Here is a 16,176-nt window from a genome sequence, read left to right on the forward strand (position 1 = left end):
TGTTTCCTCCTATGAGTCGATAGCAGAGGCAAGGTCAGACTCGCTATAGCGAATGGTTAGCCAGTCTTCTAAAGCAGCCCCCATATCTATAACACTGGTTGAAGTTGGAGAAATATTCAGGGTGTCTTGGCTCCACTGCACCAGAATTTTCAGTAAATCCTTTTTGGTTTGAGTCAACCGGCGTGACACCGTTGCTTGGCTGAGGCCCGTTTGCTTTGCCATTTGCATTTGGTTGAGATTTTGCCCGTAGTACAGATGCAAAAGCTGCTGCGATTGCCAATCAAACTGCTGTAGCGCCCCTGACAGAACAGTACTAACCTGAGCTTGCTGGGTTTGGCGAGCTTGCGCATCTTCTTGAGCAATTAACTCACTAAGAAGGGAGTCAGAGAGAGGATTGGGCAAATCATCCTGGACTTCGCCTGCCTCTTGTCCGGTTTTGATCACATTCAGAGAGCCAATCGAGGGATAAAGATAGGCGCGAATTGAGTTAGCGCAATCAGTTAGCCACTGCTGGATGCTTTCTGGGCTAACCGGACTACCCGCACTCGCTAACTGATGCTGTCGCTCAGTATTATAGAGATTAGCAACCGCCGCCCACAGCGCTTGGTTCGGCTGTTTCGGTTCAGAAGCAAATGAATTGTGGGCATAAAGCTCCTTAAAGCAAACCCAAGCCAGTTGGTATTGGGCAATATTGCTAGCCGACAAACCTAAATTCTGCAAAGTGTCAACAAATCGTTTGCGTCCAACCTTACGCAGCAGCGTCCAGTTTGTACAGAGATCAACTTCCTGACGTTGACGTAGCGTATCTCTCAAAATAGTTGAAAACACTAATGAAGCATATAGCTTGAAATCGGAGTACTTATTAGGATCGTATCGTCTCAACACCTGATGAATTTCTGCTATTACCGTTTGAAACGAGTCGGAAAATCGACTCTGTGTACTGGTAAACTTGGTCAGCGTGCGTTTGACTGTCCAGTAGCACGGTTCTTGAAGGTAAGCTGACAAATGCATAGCAGCCATTTGGCTAAAGGATTGGGTCTGCCAAACTCTGTACCAGTAAAGCGCCCAAAATTTATCGGATTGGGGAACATCAGGCAGTTGTTCTAGGCGACTTCGAATACTGCGGCGTAGAGTTGGATCCGTGCTCCAAGTCTTGAAATAATCGTTCTCAAATTGGATAAACGTTGAGAACAATTCAGAGAGTTCTTGGCGGGGGCGCATAAAGAGAGACCTCTTGAGTAGACTGCTAATTCGAAACAGTTTTTTAGTGTGAGGGACACCCTACAAAACTCTACACTGGAAAACTTTTGGAAATTATGCAGCGAGGATAAATCTTTAATGCTGCTTTACTCTTTCCCGGTCTCTCTGAGGTTTGTTAAGAATTCAACTTAATTAGAACCAAGATCAGGGTGTTGTCGCCGCCCTTCGGGTTTCATGTTTAATTATGTTGTTCTACTTAGCCGGGTTTGAATGATGGCATAGCTGCAGCAGAGGTTGTTGCCATCGTAGAGGCGCGGCACATCCACGACCAAGAACCAGTTGAGGCGCTTGTGCCAAGGGGGATGCCAAAGGGGATGGTAGATGTCATACTACAAATTCTGGCAGAGTTTGGCTGGAAGTTGCTGAATTATCCGCTGAAACGGAGACGGATCATGCAATCCCTGGGCTAAAATCAGAGCACCTTGAATGGCGATTACCCCATCCTCACCTTGCTGTTGGGCCAGATTTTCCTCTAGGCCTGCTTCAATTAACACAGCAGCAATTGCATCAATCCAACTTCGAAATAGAGCGTTTACCCGCTGATGAAACACATCACGGGCTGAACCCAGCAGCAGAATAGCAAACAGGCACGGCTGATGGCCTCCTTCGTAAACCTGATTCAGGCGATCGCACATCTGCTGCAATCGGGATAAAGGTTCACCTGGACCGTTGAGCACTTGCAAAATATTTTGGTTCAACCATCGCTCCAGATAATCCAATACGGCTTCAACCATTTCGTCTTTACCGCCGGGAAAATGGTGGTAGAGGCTGGCCTTTCCCAAGCCAGTCGCTTCAGAAATTTTCGCTAAAGTCGCGCCATCGTAGCCATACTGGCGCAATAGACGCAACAAACAGGGAATATAGGTTTCTCTGGACATGAAGCAATTCAGAAATCAGCTGTTGACATTGTACCGAACGGACGGTACAATATTTTGGTTTTGTTAGGAGTAAGGGGTGGGGGGTAAAGAGTAGGGGGTGGGGAGTGGGGGGTAATGTTGGTTGGACTATCGATCATTGGTAATAATTGAAACTTTTTATTTTTGACGAATATTAGATTGCTATGCAGCATCAGGAGAACGGTCATGATTCAGCTCTATGGTCACGAACTATCTGGTAACAGTTATAAACCAAGACTGTTGCTGGAATTGCTGAATGTCGAATATGAATGGATCAAGATAGATCTGATGAAGGGTGAACATAAAACACCAGCCTATCTGGCGATGAATCCGTTTGGTCAGGTGCCGTTGCTGGTGGATGGAGATGCCACGCGTTTCGTGGGTATGACTGGCATCGCAGCATCCACAACCGCTTAGGAGGATACTATGCCACGCAAATTTGGCGAAATTGCCTTTACGCCGGAGGTGAAAGCGGCGCAGGAGGAACGCGGCTCGCGACAGACCTATGAAAAATACATTGCTAACGGTCCCGCTAACAATACGATTACTCCAGAGATTGCAAGATTTATTGCCCAGTTGGATGGATTCTATCTTGGAACGGTTGGTTCTAACGGTTATCCTTATATCCAGTTTCGGGGCGGTCCAGCCGGATTTCTGAAGATTCTGGATGAAAAAACGCTGGGTTTTGCTGATTTTTCCGGGAATGTGCAGTACATCACCGTTGGGAATTTATCAGGGAATAACAAAGCATTTCTATTTCTGATGGATTACCGCCATCGCAAACGGATCAAAATTTGGGGTAGAGCTGAATTGATTGAAGGTGCATCTGAGCTGAGTGAACAACTGCGAGTTCCAGGTTATGCGGCCCAAGTGGAGCGGGTTATTCTCTTTCATGTGGAAGCAATCAGTGAAAACTGTCCGCAACATATTCCAATTCGCTACTCAGAAACCGATCTGGAGGCCATGATGGCTCCTCTGCGAGAGCGGATCACGCAGCTAGAGCAACAGATTGGCGAACAGAATGCAGCTTTAATCACTCTCAAAAACCGCAAAGTGCAGTAGATTCTACAATTGCACTGCTCAACGACAGCTGATTTTTTGCTCAACTTAGACCGATTGGTTTTAGAGAAGCTAGTATGTCTCTACCGTTCCCAACGAAATTTACGCTCTGATTCTTGAATTGGGACGTCATTGATACTGGCAAACCTGCGCATCATCAACCCATTTTCGGCAAATTCCCAGTTTTCGTTGCCATAGGAGCGATACCAGAAGCCTGAATCATCGTGCCACTCATATTCAAATCGCACGGCAATGCGGTTGTCCATAAAGCACCAGAGTTCTTTCTTGAGGCGATAATCTAGCTCTTTTGCCCACTTGCGCTTGAGAAACTCGATGATGGCAGGTCGTCCGCTAAAAAATTCGGCTCGATTCCGCCATTCCGAATCAACAGTGTAGGCGAGAGCCACCCGTTCTGGATCACGAGTATTCCAAGCGTCTTCTGCGGCCTGTACTTTGGCTTTCGCCGTTTCTAGGGTAAAAGGGGGGAGGGGAGGTCTGCTTTCCATTGGTGTAGTGAACGGGTGAGGGGTGCAGGTGTATAGAATGCAGCAATTCTATAGCGAAATGCTCTAGTTAGTAAAACAAGCGATGCATGGCTGTTGTACTACTCAATAACAGTTGCCACAGCCCGATGAAGGCCAGAACCATGCCTATATATTGTATCCAACTGATCAATTCAGATTGTGGCTTGGAGCGATTTGATAAATGCTTCATTGCATTCTTTGTTATTTCTAAAATATTTGGCGATGAAGGCTCGTCTACTGTCGGAAGAATTGAGCAGCATCTGATATGCCTACGGAAGGGCAGATTAGCAAGTGGATGGCCGATCACAGTTGCATACCTGGAAAACCTGCCCCTCCGATGAATGTACCGGGTTCTACCATTTTTTGTAGGGCAAAAACTTACCGTTCATGATTACCTTGACCCGATCTCCTTTTGGATCTGTTTCCTTCTCAATATCCAGCGTAAAATCAATGGCGCTCATGATGCCGTCGCCAAATTTCTCATGAATTACTTCCTTTATGGGCATGCCGTAGACCTGCATGATTTCGTAGAAGCGGTAGATCAAGGGATCGGTGGGCACTAATGGACCCAAACCTTTAGCGGGATAGGCCATCAGCTCTGGCGCTAAGTCAGCACTCAACCCTAATGCTGTTAAAATTTTGGTCGCTTCTTCCTCCGAGGCACTAGCCTGACGGTAAATGACGGCAGCAATCCAGATCTCGTCTCGACCAACTTGGGCTTCTAGATCGGCAAAGCTGACGCCGGTGGCTTCTTTGGCGGCCAGTAGTTTTTTGGTGATTTCAGGTACTTCAATACCAGACATGAGAATTATCCTCGCAAATGAACAACGTCAACATAGCAAAACAGATAGCAAAACCATCAGGACTCAACGGCTGCGGTGCGACGAATACGAGATTCTTCTACCGCACGGGTTTCCCGCGATAAATGCAGCTCCATTTCGGCCTTGAGGGGATGATAGGCCGGATGTTGGTCCAACGATTCGCGATGACGCGGACGGGGAAAGGGAACATCCAGAATTTTGGCGATTTTGGCTTCTGGGCCGCGAGTCATCATCACAATTTTGTCGGAGAGCAGCAAGGCTTCTTCGATGCTGTGGGTGATCAGGATCACCGTCTTGCGCTGCTGTTCCCAGATGCGTTCCACTTCGTCTTGCAAAAAACCACGCGTCAGAGCATCTAGTGCACCAAACGGCTCATCCATCAGCAAAATTTGTGGATCGATTGCCAAGGCACGGGCAATGCCCACCCGCTGTTTCATGCCGCCCGATAGTTCATGGGGGTGGCGATGTTCGGCTCCCCGCAACCCGACTAGTTCAATATACTCCTGGGCAATTGCTGTTTGCTGAGCTGCGGGTAGCTTGGGATGCACTGTGGTAATCGCAAACCGAATATTCTCTAACACTGTCATCCAGGGCATGAGGGCATAGTTTTGAAACACCACTCCTCGATCTGGACCCGGTCCGCTGATCGGAACGCCACCAATCGTCACGGTTCCGGTTGTGGGTTGGGACAATCCGGCGATGATATTCAACAGAGTAGACTTACCACAGCCCGAGGGACCAATAATCGACACAAACGTATTCGGCTCAATCTCAAGATTGATATCCTCTAGGGCAATGTAGTCGAGGGTTGCTTTGCGGGTAGCTCGACTCAGCCAATCGCGCTTGCCAAAATAGACCTTGGAAACCTGGCGGATGGATAAGTGAGCACTAGCAGACATAGTAGCAGTCCCAGCAGGAGAGATTGAGGAGGTAATCATAGTCGCTGTCCAAAGGAGACCCAGGTTTGCAATAAACCAAACAGGCGATCGAGTAATAAACCCACAACGCCAATCACTAAAATAGCGGTAATGATGCTGGTGATTTTGAGGTTATTCCATTCGTTCCAGACAAAGTAGCCAATCCCAGACCCACCTACCAGAATTTCGGCTGCCACAATCACTAACCAGGCAATGCCAATGCTGATCCGCAAGCCCGACACAATGTAGGGAGCTGCTGCCGGCAAAATCACCTTCGTCAGGGTGCGCCAGCGAGATGCGCCCAGCGTGCGGGTGACATCCAGATAGGACTGATCCACATGGCTAACGCCAAATTTGGTGTTGATCAGCGTCGGCCAAATGCTGGTAATGGCAATCACAAACAGAGCCGTGCTTTCCGAGTTTTTCAGTAGCCCCAATCCCAACGGCAGCCAAGCCAGCGGCGACACGGGTTTCAGGATCTGAATAAATGGATCAACGGCGCGGGAAATGACTTCGGATAGGCCAGTTAGAATACCGAGAGGAATGGCAATTGCGGAACCAATTGCAAATCCCAACAGCACCCGTCGCAGACTTGTCAGCAGCAGCCAGCCGATGCCCCGGTCGTTGGGACCGTAGTCAAAAAACGGATTGGAAATCCACCACCAGAAATCCTTCAGCGTGGCGCTAGCTGAAGGCATGAGCTGGGAAAACCAGCCCATTCGTGCTCCTACTTCCCACACCAATAGCACCGTACCCAGAATCAACAAAAACAGTAAAAATGCTTTCTGGTTAGTATTGAGGCTAAACTTCTTGGCGGGCATCGCCGCTACCGGAATCGCTGAATTGTTCATAGCGCCTCCCTATTTGCCAAACTGCTTGACTTGAGCGCTGACATAAGCAGCCGGATTCTTGGGATCGAGCGAGTCAAACTTGAGGGTTTCTTTGCGTTCTAGCTGACTCGGTGGAGTTTGGCCCAGTTCCTTTTGCAGTTCCGCTGCCAAGTCGGTGAGAAAGATATCCTGGGCAATCTGGTCATAGTTAGCTTTGTCGGTCGGCATCAGTTCCCAGCGCACCAACTGAGAGGAAATCCACTTGGCGAAACTCTTCCAGGGATAGGGATCAAAGCCGATCCGGTCAGGGACATTCTGCGTATTGCCCAACCCATCCTCAAATTCACCTGTGAGCACCGCTTCTACTACCGGCAGTGGCTGGTTGAGGTATTTTCGCTCGATTAGCGCTCCGGCAATTTCTTTGCGGTTGGCCGGATCATTGGCATGACCCGCCGCGTCGATAATCGCTTTGTTCACGGCACGGAAGGTGTTGGGATTGGCGTCAATCCAGCTCTGACTGGCGGCAAAGGCACAGCAGGGATGACCATCCCACAGCTCCTTGGTCAGCATATGAATAAAGCCGACCTTTTCGTAAACGGCTCGCTGGTTAAAGGGATCGGGCATCAGCATGGCGTCGATTTCTCCAGCAGTCATTTTGGCGACGCTGTCGGGGGGCGGCACTGGGAAGATTTGCACGTCCGTATCGGGGTTTAAGCCGCCGGTTGCCAAGTAGTAGCGCAGCAGTAGGTTATGCATCGAGAAGGGGAACGGCACCCCAATCTTGAAACCCTTGAAGTCTGCTGGACCCTTCACCGTGTCCTTGTGCTTGATGGCAACGGTGATGGCTTGTCCGTTGATGTTCTCGATACTGGCGAGCTTGATCGGGAAAGCGGTAGACCCCAACCCCAAGGTGATGGCGATTGGCATAGGAGAGAGCATATGATAGGCATCCAGCTCTCCAGCAATTGCCGAATCGCGCACCGCTGCCCAGTTCGGCATCTTCACCACCGATACGTTCAGACCGTGTTTTTTGTAGAAGCCTAACGGCTCTGACATCACAATCGGAGTGGCGCATGTGATTGGGATAAAGCCTATTTTTAGATCAGTTTTTTCAAGATTCGCAGGAGTGTCTGCTGCTCCGGCAGTATCGGTACTTTGATTGGCGGCTTCCTGAGTACAGCTCGCCATTGCAATCAAGGCTCCGGCCACCGCAACTCGTTTCAAAAACTCGCGACGGCTGTAGTCGCCATTGCGAATCGTGTTGCTGAAGAACTCGATAGCATTCACTCCGAATGCTGCCGCCATTGCCTGATCCAGTCCACCCGCCTCCCGAATCAGCTCGCGGCAAAACTGCTCCCGCTCCAGATTGCCGCCGCCTATGGTTTTTAGCAGCAGCGCTTCCCGCATTTCCACTTGGGTCAGGGTATTCGCTAAATCCAATGCAGTGGGCTGATAAACCCCCATCTTCACTAAATCGCTGATCCAGTCGGCTGGATGTTCCGGCATGCTTTCTAAAAATTCCCAGTGATCCTGTGGCAAATGATTTCCACCACAATAACATTGGGCGTCAACGAGAATAGACGCGCTCGTAGAAACTGTCATAGCAAAAACTCACCTGATTGAATGCGTGGGTTCGTCTCGCATTGATGTGCCATTGCACTGCTCTTGATATCGTTAGCGTATCAAGATTTCGTGGAACGTGTATTGCAACTTTTTTCGTTTAAATAGGACTTTCTTTTGATGGTTTTGGAGGTCACCGCAAGCAGCCGCAGACGCCGATCGCTCAATTCCTTTAGCAGCGTTTCATAGGTTTGCCAGCTAATCCCAGACAGGTGAATGATTCCAGTGGGAGGAGTGAGGGGAGTCGCAACTATAGGACGATTTGAGAAAAGGACATGGTTCAATTTTAGGACGATCGCCCAAAATCTCAGGAAAAATTAAACACGATTGTCGAACTCACAATCCAACAACTGTTGAATTCATTCCTGTAAAGGTTGCACTTTATTCTGCACAATATCTCAAATAATTTCGTCCTCAACCTGGAAATATGTATGAGCCAAAATATCTCTCAAACTCGCTATTCTTCGCCATTCAATATCAGGGGCAAGCTCCCGCACCTCTTGAGGTACATTTTTCACGGCTTCTCCAATCATTTGCAGATTACGAGCAGTCGCATCAAACGTTTTCTCATCGCCATAAACTGTTCAATGCTCATACCCTGCGTATAACGGAGTACCTTGGCACAGCAGCCTAGGATATCCTCCAAATAAAGACGAACATTACGCGACATGGATCGCTTCTTGCTCCACAACATCTCGAATTTGTGGCTTCAGCGATCGCCGACTGACTAAATCAACTCGCGTTCCCAATTGATCTTCTAGATAAAGCTTTACATCCATATAATGATCAAATGTAATCGGCGGTTCAAACTCAACCAGAATATCAACATCACTATCCGATCGGGCTTCATCGCGTGCAATAGAGCCAAAAATCGATAGAGAGCGAACCCCAAGTTGCTGCAAAACAGCCCAATTCTGCTTTAAGATCGACAGTACTTTTTCCCGTTGCATAGCCGGTATTAAAAATCTGGTTATGGTACACCATAGGCTCATTTTATCAGTTTGACTAGTGCTATCAGATCGCATCCCGTTGATCAGCTATAGTTTGCGTAAGAGAAGCACTGCTTAAGACACGGCCATCTGGGCTTCAGTCGTTCGCCACACGTGAGGTGATGCGTCATGAAATTGGCGAAACTGGCGCACGAAATAGCTAACATCCGTATAGCCAATTGCTTCCGAGATCTGGTTGATTGTTTGGGTCGTGGTTGCTAGCAGCCAACGGGCTTGCGCCATTCGCCGTTCAATAATCCAGCGTTTAACGGTGTGGCCAGTCTGGGTTTGTACAAGATTTGTTAAATAGGCCGGAGAATAGCCCACTGCTTGGGCCACATCACTGAGACTAATCGGTTGATGGTAATGGGCTTCGATAAACCGAAACACTTCGTCTAGTTTGGGGCTATGGGGAAAAATCGAACTGGGGCCAGCATTGGCTTCTTCTTTAGCCTGAGAACCAGTCTGAGAACTGCTGGTATACCATTGCTTCAGCACGGCTTGTCGTTCTAAGCGCGTGGTAATCGCGGCCAGCAACTGCTCAACCGTGCAGGGTTTGGTCAGGTAGTCATCGGCACCCAGTTCCATGCCCTGCCGCAAATCTGCCATTGTTACCTTTGCCGTCAGGAAAATGAACGGAATAGCCGTGGTTTTGGCATCCTGATGCAGGATTGACAACACTTGATAGCCGTCCATATCAGGCATCATAATGTCGCAAACGATCAAGTCGGGAAGGTAGCGCTTGGCGAGCTGCACCCCGGTCGTACCACTTTCAGCCACTAAGACAGAAAACCCCTCGAAATTCAAACAGCGTGAGAAAATCTCACGGGTCTGAGCTTCGTCCTCAATCACCAAGATTTTTTTCATCAGGCTATGAGCTTCATCGGCAGGTTTATCTTTCCTTTGATAAGATTTTTAGAGTAATGTTTGTGTGTAAGAGACTACAGTATTTATCTAAATTAATGCAGCGATGACTGGATAACTGCTAAGCAGAGACTCAATAGTTACCGAGTAGTTACCGAATAGCTACCAAACCTTCGGAATAGGGATCTGCCACTTTTACAGCAGTCTCGCTACTCATGCCATTTCCGATTAACCCTTGGACGATTTATGCGTGCCGATTCCCACCGTTTGTCGATACTTTCCGATCCGCTACCAATTCCGCGTGCATCGGTCCAGTATCCTGTTTTTTCGTCTAGTCCCGTTGCCGTGAGCGACCTCAGCCCACCGCTCAAGCTCCAATCCTACAGCCTACCGAGTCAGGTCTCCTATCAAGAATTGGCTCGCTTCTTTCGACGTCATCCTGATGCCTTGGGCGTTCTCATTACAGAAGATAATGCAGAAAATAGGCCAGAGAATAAAGCCATAAATAGAAACGCTAGCACGCCAATTGGCATGGTATCGCAGCAGCGGTTGAACCAGTGGCGATCGCAACGAGACCTTTGGCGCAATGCCCTGCAGCGACCTCTGGCCCAACACGTTGCCTGGTGGCAGGCCGCCAGTCAGTATGTGCAAATCGAGGATTGGCTACCGCTGCAAGATGCTATTGATCGATTATTGGAGGAACAGGTAGAGGAGGAACCAGCCGATGCGAGTAATCTGTCAGAACCCATTGTGATCATCACAGCCACAGGGGCCAAACTTTGCGATCGCAATCATTTGTTTGCGGCCTACACGCGGCTGATTCGCGCCCAGCAGAAAGCCTTAGTCGAGCCGGCGATTGAAACGCTACGACGGCAGCAGCAGCTAATCTTAGATGCAATTGGGGATGGCGTCTATGGTGTAGATTTGCAGGGCAATGCCACGTTTATCAATCCAGCCGCGGCCCAAATGATTGGCTGGGAGCCACAGGCGCTAATCGGCAAATCAATGCACCAGGTTTTACATCATTCCCGTCCTGATCATTCGCCCTACCCGCGCGAAGCCTGCCCGATCTATGCAGCGTTTCAGGATGGAATTATTCATCGTGTATCTGAAGAGGTATTTTGGCGCAAAGATGGCAGTTGTTTTCCGGTAGAATATATTAGTACACCGATGCGAGATGAGCAAGGAAAACTGGTCGGAGCGGTCGTTGCCTTTCGAGACATTACTCAGCGCAAGTGGGCAGAAGCAATTTTACAGCGCACCAATGAAGAACTCGAACAACGGGTCCGCGATCGCACCATTGAACTACAACAAGCCAACGAACAGCTCAAAGAATTAAGCGAATTGCGTTCACGAGTGGTGACAATGGTCTGCCACGAATTTCGGAATCCGCTCAACAATATTCTGCTATCAGTATCCTCTCTGGAGCGGTATGGTGCTCAGCTGACACCAGAACAGAAGGGACATTATCTTCTGGGCATTCAGGACAACGTAGAGCGGATGACCCAAATGATCGATGCGATCCTGATTATTGGCCGTGTGGAAGCGAAGCGGATTGAACCACAGCCGAGCCAGTTTGATCTGATTCCGTTTTGCCGCGATCTGATGGCAGAAATAGCTGGAGAAATACAGCACCCCCGCCTTCAGTTTACATGTCGATTCAAACGACTTCTGGTCACGCTTGACCAATGCTTACTCCGCTCGATTCTCACCAATATTCTCACGAATGCGATTCGCTACACTCCAGCTCCAGGTAAAATTCAGTTCAAAGTTCTGAAACAACACCATCAGATTGTTTTTCAAATCACGGATCAGGGCATTGGCATTCCTCCTGAGGATTTACCCTATCTGTTTGAACCCTTCCAGCGCGGGCGCAATGTCAGCAATATTGCCGGAACCGGGCTAGGGTTGAACATTGTCAAACGGTTTGTCGATCTGCACGGCGGACAGATCAACGTATCGAGTCAATTGGGCCAGGGCACAACGTTTCAAGTCAGCTTGCCATTGCATTTGCCGGTTTGCGGCTAAGAATCGTGCGGTGGCGCGGGTCGCTGGCTGTGGTGACGATATGCTCCAATCCAACCGAGCAGATCGCGGCTTCTACGTCAAACGTGTAGTAGTCGTCCGACCAGGGTTCGGTGCTTTTCATTAAGGTAAACAGCACCGGCGGCAGGTTTTGGATCACCGGCGATTGGGGGTTGTTATCGACCACGGCCAGATAGCCCTGCGGACGCAACAGCCGCAACGCCTCGCGGAAAATCGCAACCGTAGCCGTGCGCGGTAATTCATGAATCACAAACTGCAATGTGATCAAATCAAACGAGTTGGCGGGCAGTTCCGTCGCTTCGGCATTGGCGTGTATCCAGGCGCTAATTTCTCGGTTTTCGTCTCGCTGTTGGGCCACGGCCAGCATGTAGGGAGACAAATCGAGTCCTACGGTCCGCACGGGTATTGTTTGACTAGCTTGGTAAAACCGATGCAGCGCCAGCGTCGAAATTCCCACCGAGCAGCCGATATCTAAGATATCCTGCACCGGCTGAGCGATATGGGCAGCTAGCACCTGATGGAAACTGCCTCGTAACCGTGCCTGCGCCTCCGGCCAGCTAAGGGATTCCTGCTTCCAGACTCGCAGCGCCATCGCATGGGTGGCGGATTCCGCCTCAAACGCTGCCTGCCAGCAGAGATTCCCGGCTTCGTAGGCATGGAACGGCAGTCGGTAATAGTCAGGATAGGTGATGCGGGGATTGGTGAGTTGTCCCAACTGTTGCTGGATTCCTGAGTTAGCCAGCGCTTCATAGTTTTGCCGCCAGGGGATGCCGTTCTTTTCAGCCGTTTTGATCAGCACCTGTCTGGCCTGTTGTTTCATTACGGCATAGAGCGGCTTGGTTTGAATCAAGCGGTTGACGCAGCGGGAGAGCAAATCATCTCCAGCCCAGGCGGGTTTAGGCAGTTGGTTGGTTTGACTCATCGGTGACACATTCGTGATCGTCACAATCTTCATTATTGTATAGAGGAGCCGAGGCATCGCCTTGCATAATAAATTTGATTCTTTACATAGGAATTGGGTTAGACGCGACTCCACTCAACCTGACTGTTCTAGCCCCAAAGTCCCTACCCGTTCATCATCTTCAGTCCCTGTACCCCGCTAAGCGAATCCTGATATGACCAACACCCCCAACTCCAATCGTCAACCCAGCCAGACCGAGCATACCCTGACACTGCCCGACCGTCAGATTCGCTACCAAGCCTCTGCCGCGTGGCAAACCCTGTACGAGCGCGAAAAGCCCGTAGCAGAGATGTTCCATGTTGCCTACCTGGTTGAACCGGAGGCCAAATCCGACTCACCCCGCCCGCTGACCTTCGTGTTTAATGGTGGTCCGGGAGCTGCCTCAGCCTATCTGCATATGGGCGCACTGGGACCCAAACGCATCTACTTCGATACCAACGGCAGCCTGCCCAAACCGCCCGTTCGTTTGGTGGATAACCTGGAGAGCTGGCTCAGCTTCACCGATCTGGTCTTCATTGATCCAATTGGCACCGGCTTCAGCCGCAGTTTACCTCCAGACAAACATGGCAAAGACGGCGAGAGCAAAGACAGTTCCGATCAATCCGGTAGCAGCCATTCGGGCGAATCCGACAAACCGCAAGAAATCGAATTCTGGGAAGTGGAACGAGACCTGAGGGCGCTGGGAGAGTTCATTCAACGGTTTTTATCACGGCAGAAGCGCTGGCTATCGCCGATTTTTATTGCCGGAGAAAGCTATGGCGGGTTTCGGGTGGCGCGGTTGGCCCGCAAGCTCCAGCAAGAATTTGGCGTCGGCCTATCCGGTGCAATCTTGATCTCGCCGGCCTTAGAATTCAGTCTCTTAGGCGGCAGTGACTACAACCTTACTTCTTGGGCGACTCTGTTACCGTCGTTTGCAGCAGCGGCAGCGCACCACGGACGGGCCAAATGGGCAGTCACACCCGGCGATCTGCAGAGCCACATGGCCGCCGCGGAAGCCTTTGCTCGCAAAATCCTGATTCCGCTACTGGCTACCGGCGATGCCTATCCGGTTGAAGAGCGACAGGCGGCCTATCAGCAATTAGCGGATCTAATTGGCCTCCCGTTATCCGTCGTCGAACGACAGGCCGGACGGATTGACATTGAGGTGTTTGCCCGTGAGCTGCTACGCGACCAACAGCGAATTGTCGGCCTCTACGACGCTTCCATCACTGCCATCGACCCCTTCCCCAACCGCCCCTTATACGAAGGCAGCGACCCCACCCTAGACGGATTAGACCGGCTATTTACCGGCGCGATCAACAGCCACCTGCGCGACACCCTTGGCATCGAAACCGACCTCTCCTACTACCTGCTCAACTACGAAACCTTCAAAGCCTGGAAATTTGACCTCAAAGGCGAACTCAAACAAGGCTTCATCGGTGCCGTTGATGATTTGCGCGTCGGTATGACCCTCAACCCCTACATGCAGGTCTACATCACCCACGGCTTTTTCGATCTCGTCACTCCCTACTTCGCCTCCAACCACCTCGCCGACCTGATGCGCCTCAACCCCGAACTGCGCCCTAACCTGACGCTAAAACACTACCAAGGCGGCCATATGTTCTACACCTGGGATGATTCTCGCCAGCAGTGGTTTAGGGAAATGGGGCAGTTTTATCAGCGGGCGGGAGGTGAGGGGTGGGGAGTGGGGAGTGGGGGGTAGGGTGAAGAAACTGAAGATCCTGAAGATCGGGCTGAAGATCTAGCTGAAGTTCAAGCTGCAAACTGAATTACGCCCACTCTATGCTAAACGCAGATGAACGGCACTGACGGTTCCTAGCCGTGATCGCTGAGCAAAGGAGAAAAACTATGGGTGTTGTTTGGAGATATTGGACGCATGTTCGATTGCAGATGTCGGGGGAGTTGCGAAAATCCGAGGTGGTGGCAGCAAAGCTGTTCTTTCAGCAGCAGTTTCCCGATTGGGCCGACGCCATTACCGTTCCCGATCGATTGGTGCAACAACAGCTCGTGGCTTTGATGCGACCGTTGGATCGCTCTCTGGCGGCCCTAGAGCGGGCACGTCTCGCCGAATGCTGCCTGCGCTGCTATGTATCCAACCAAATTCCCCAAGTCTGTTTTGGGTTGATGCAGCGGTTTAAGCTTCAGGCCGGGTTGCAGTGGGGTAACTTGCTGCCCTACATTCTGAATGACTTGGATCCGCTCCAGCCACAGGCAGTCCACACGCCATTCCAACCGCTCGCAATTCGGGTTGTGCAAACGTTTGATCCGGAACAGAGCCACCTCAGCACCTGGACCAAGCGGCTGGTGTTGCAGCAGAAGAGTTTGATTGCGGTACTGGCCGAGCATGGGATTTATCTGGCGAGCAGTTGGGCGATTTTGAGCCATACCTCACCGGCCCGGATGCGACGCTTGCTGGCGGGAATGTTGGCAACGCCTGAACTGGAGCGGGCGAGTCTGCTGCTAGAGAGCTACCATGCTGTGTATCGCCATGACCGGGTGCAGCGGCAATCCACTCAAGTCGGACGACGCTGTAAGGAACCCAGCCACGAGCAACTCCAGCGCATGGTGCAGTATTTACAGGCTCAGGGCGCAAAGGACGATGGTCCTGGGCGGGTGCTGCAAGAATTGCGCCTGCTGGCTGAAAAGTTACGTCAAGTCAAAAGAATGCCAACGGTTTCGCTCGATGATGAAACAACAGGTTTTCTGGCCTATCAGCACCTCAGCCGCAGTGCCCCCAGCGAGGACGAACAGGACGAGTTTCTTAGCCACTACTACCGTGCTGCTGAGCAATGTCTGTATCAGGCGGTGCATCAGGTGCTTGAGGAGAGGCTAGCCGATTTACGCCAACAAAAAAATCCTAAAGACCAGGTATTCCTGAAGGCGTTGGCTTTGTTTCATCAGCAGCGCCAGTCAATGGCACAAATTGCGCCCCAAGTTGGCCTCAGCAAACAATTTCAAGTCACGCGGCTACTCGGTTTGAAGCAATTGCGGCTAGCTGTACGGCAAACCTGGCTGAAGCAGATGCGAGAACGACTGCCCCAATTGCTCGCAAACTATCTGGAACCGAACCAAATTGAACGCCTGGAACGCCTCGATGTTTTGCTCGAAGAGTATATTGATCGGATTCTGGCAGCAGATGCCAGCGAATCCTATAGCCCCTATCGCAATTCCAGCAGCATGTTCACGGTTTGCCTATGTCAGTATCTAGAGTTGAGAAGTACGAATGGAAGCGGTTATACAAATAAAAAACCATGAGCACTGAGAAACACCACATCGCTGAACTGATCAGCTTCACTGCTCAACTGATCTGTACCAATGGCGAAATCGTCACCAATGCTTGTTAATCAATCAGAATTCAGTTTACAGACAAGTTGATCAATTCATCTACC

General features: G+C 50.4%; 15 protein-coding genes and 1 pseudogene. 5 read left to right on the forward strand and 11 right to left on the reverse strand.

Going from position 1 to position 16,176, the window contains the following annotated elements; genetic code table 11:
* Nucleotides 1-9 precede the first annotated feature (9 nt).
* Together HJG54_RS30600 and HJG54_RS30605 are read right to left on the reverse strand one after the other, a co-directional pair.
* Nucleotides 10-1,221 carry a sigma-70 family RNA polymerase sigma factor gene (locus HJG54_RS30600; protein ID WP_316436897.1) on the reverse strand — a complete coding sequence of 404 codons (1,212 nt, stop codon included), beginning with the start codon at nucleotides 1,219-1,221 and terminating at the stop codon, nucleotides 10-12.
* A gap of 368 nt (nucleotides 1,222-1,589) precedes the next feature.
* Nucleotides 1,590-2,138, reverse strand: coding sequence for a TetR/AcrR family transcriptional regulator (locus HJG54_RS30605; RefSeq protein WP_316436899.1), 549 nt, complete (start codon nucleotides 2,136-2,138; stop codon nucleotides 1,590-1,592).
* A gap of 204 nt (nucleotides 2,139-2,342) precedes the next feature.
* On the opposite strand from HJG54_RS30605, the gene HJG54_RS30610 reads away from it, so the two are divergent.
* Both HJG54_RS30610 and HJG54_RS30615 read left to right on the forward strand, forming a co-directional pair.
* Nucleotides 2,343-2,573, forward strand: a complete 231-nt coding sequence (locus tag HJG54_RS30610; protein ID WP_316436900.1) for a glutathione S-transferase N-terminal domain-containing protein — start codon at nucleotides 2,343-2,345, stop codon at nucleotides 2,571-2,573.
* A 9-nt stretch (nucleotides 2,574-2,582) separates the two neighbouring features.
* On the forward strand, nucleotides 2,583-3,218 hold the full coding sequence (locus tag HJG54_RS30615) for a pyridoxamine 5'-phosphate oxidase family protein (RefSeq protein ID WP_316436901.1): 636 nt from the start codon (nucleotides 2,583-2,585) through the stop codon (nucleotides 3,216-3,218).
* Nucleotides 3,219-3,298: 80 nt separating this feature from the next.
* On the opposite strand, the gene HJG54_RS30620 is transcribed toward HJG54_RS30615, so the two are convergent.
* The 8 genes and pseudogenes from HJG54_RS30620 to HJG54_RS30650 all read right to left on the reverse strand — a co-directional run bounded on the left by HJG54_RS30620 (nucleotide 3,299) and on the right by HJG54_RS30650 (nucleotide 9,783).
* Nucleotides 3,299-3,721, reverse strand: a complete 423-nt coding sequence (locus HJG54_RS30620) for a nuclear transport factor 2 family protein (RefSeq protein WP_316436902.1) — start codon at nucleotides 3,719-3,721, stop codon at nucleotides 3,299-3,301.
* 371 nt (nucleotides 3,722-4,092) lie between these two features.
* The gene (gene cynS, locus HJG54_RS30625) at nucleotides 4,093-4,542 is read right to left on the reverse strand and encodes a cyanase (protein WP_420717432.1); all 450 of its coding nucleotides are present in this window, start codon (nucleotides 4,540-4,542) and stop codon (nucleotides 4,093-4,095) included.
* A 56-nt stretch (nucleotides 4,543-4,598) separates the two neighbouring features.
* Nucleotides 4,599-5,498: an ABC transporter ATP-binding protein gene (locus HJG54_RS30630; protein ID WP_316436903.1), complete on the reverse strand. Its 900-nt coding sequence runs from the start codon at nucleotides 5,496-5,498 to the stop codon at nucleotides 4,599-4,601.
* On the reverse strand, nucleotides 5,495-6,328 hold the full coding sequence (gene ntrB / locus HJG54_RS30635) for a nitrate ABC transporter permease (protein ID WP_316436905.1): 834 nt from the start codon (nucleotides 6,326-6,328) through the stop codon (nucleotides 5,495-5,497). Before ntrB ends, HJG54_RS30630 begins: the two co-directional genes overlap by 4 nt.
* A gap of 9 nt (nucleotides 6,329-6,337) precedes the next feature.
* A complete protein-coding gene (locus HJG54_RS30640; protein ID WP_316436906.1) occupies nucleotides 6,338-7,909 on the reverse strand; it encodes an ABC transporter substrate-binding protein in 1,572 nt (523 codons plus the stop codon).
* A gap of 416 nt (nucleotides 7,910-8,325) precedes the next feature.
* Nucleotides 8,326-8,490: pseudogene (locus tag HJG54_RS35655) on the reverse strand (DUF86 domain-containing protein); the annotation flags it as partial.
* A gap of 96 nt (nucleotides 8,491-8,586) precedes the next feature.
* Nucleotides 8,587-8,877 carry a nucleotidyltransferase family protein gene (locus tag HJG54_RS30645; RefSeq protein ID WP_316436907.1) on the reverse strand — a complete coding sequence of 97 codons (291 nt, stop codon included), beginning with the start codon at nucleotides 8,875-8,877 and terminating at the stop codon, nucleotides 8,587-8,589.
* Between the two features lie 114 nt (nucleotides 8,878-8,991).
* Complete coding sequence (locus tag HJG54_RS30650) at nucleotides 8,992-9,783, reverse strand: response regulator (RefSeq protein ID WP_316436908.1); 792 nt, start codon at nucleotides 9,781-9,783, stop codon at nucleotides 8,992-8,994.
* Nucleotides 9,784-10,026: 243 nt separating this feature from the next.
* Between HJG54_RS30650 and HJG54_RS30655 the strand changes: the two genes are divergently transcribed.
* A complete protein-coding gene (locus tag HJG54_RS30655; RefSeq protein WP_316436910.1) occupies nucleotides 10,027-11,808 on the forward strand; it encodes a PAS domain-containing sensor histidine kinase in 1,782 nt (593 codons plus the stop codon).
* Here the strand turns inward: HJG54_RS30655 and HJG54_RS30660 are convergent.
* Complete coding sequence (locus HJG54_RS30660; protein ID WP_316436911.1) at nucleotides 11,774-12,748, reverse strand: class I SAM-dependent methyltransferase; 975 nt, start codon at nucleotides 12,746-12,748, stop codon at nucleotides 11,774-11,776. The genes HJG54_RS30655 and HJG54_RS30660 overlap by 35 nt on opposite strands.
* 193 nt (nucleotides 12,749-12,941) lie before the next feature.
* Here HJG54_RS30660 and HJG54_RS30665 point away from each other — a divergent pair, with 193 nt between their 5' ends.
* Both HJG54_RS30665 and HJG54_RS30670 read left to right on the forward strand, forming a co-directional pair.
* Nucleotides 12,942-14,489, forward strand: coding sequence for a S10 family peptidase (locus tag HJG54_RS30665; RefSeq protein WP_316436912.1), 1,548 nt, complete (start codon nucleotides 12,942-12,944; stop codon nucleotides 14,487-14,489).
* Between the two features lie 146 nt (nucleotides 14,490-14,635).
* Nucleotides 14,636-16,042: a hypothetical protein gene (locus HJG54_RS30670; RefSeq protein WP_316436913.1), complete on the forward strand. Its 1,407-nt coding sequence runs from the start codon at nucleotides 14,636-14,638 to the stop codon at nucleotides 16,040-16,042.
* Nucleotides 16,043-16,176: the final 134 nt, after the last annotated feature.

Source organism: Leptolyngbya sp. NK1-12 (assembly GCF_032598965.1).
In the GTDB taxonomy this organism is placed as follows: domain Bacteria; phylum Cyanobacteriota; class Cyanobacteriia; order Elainellales; family Elainellaceae; genus Elainella.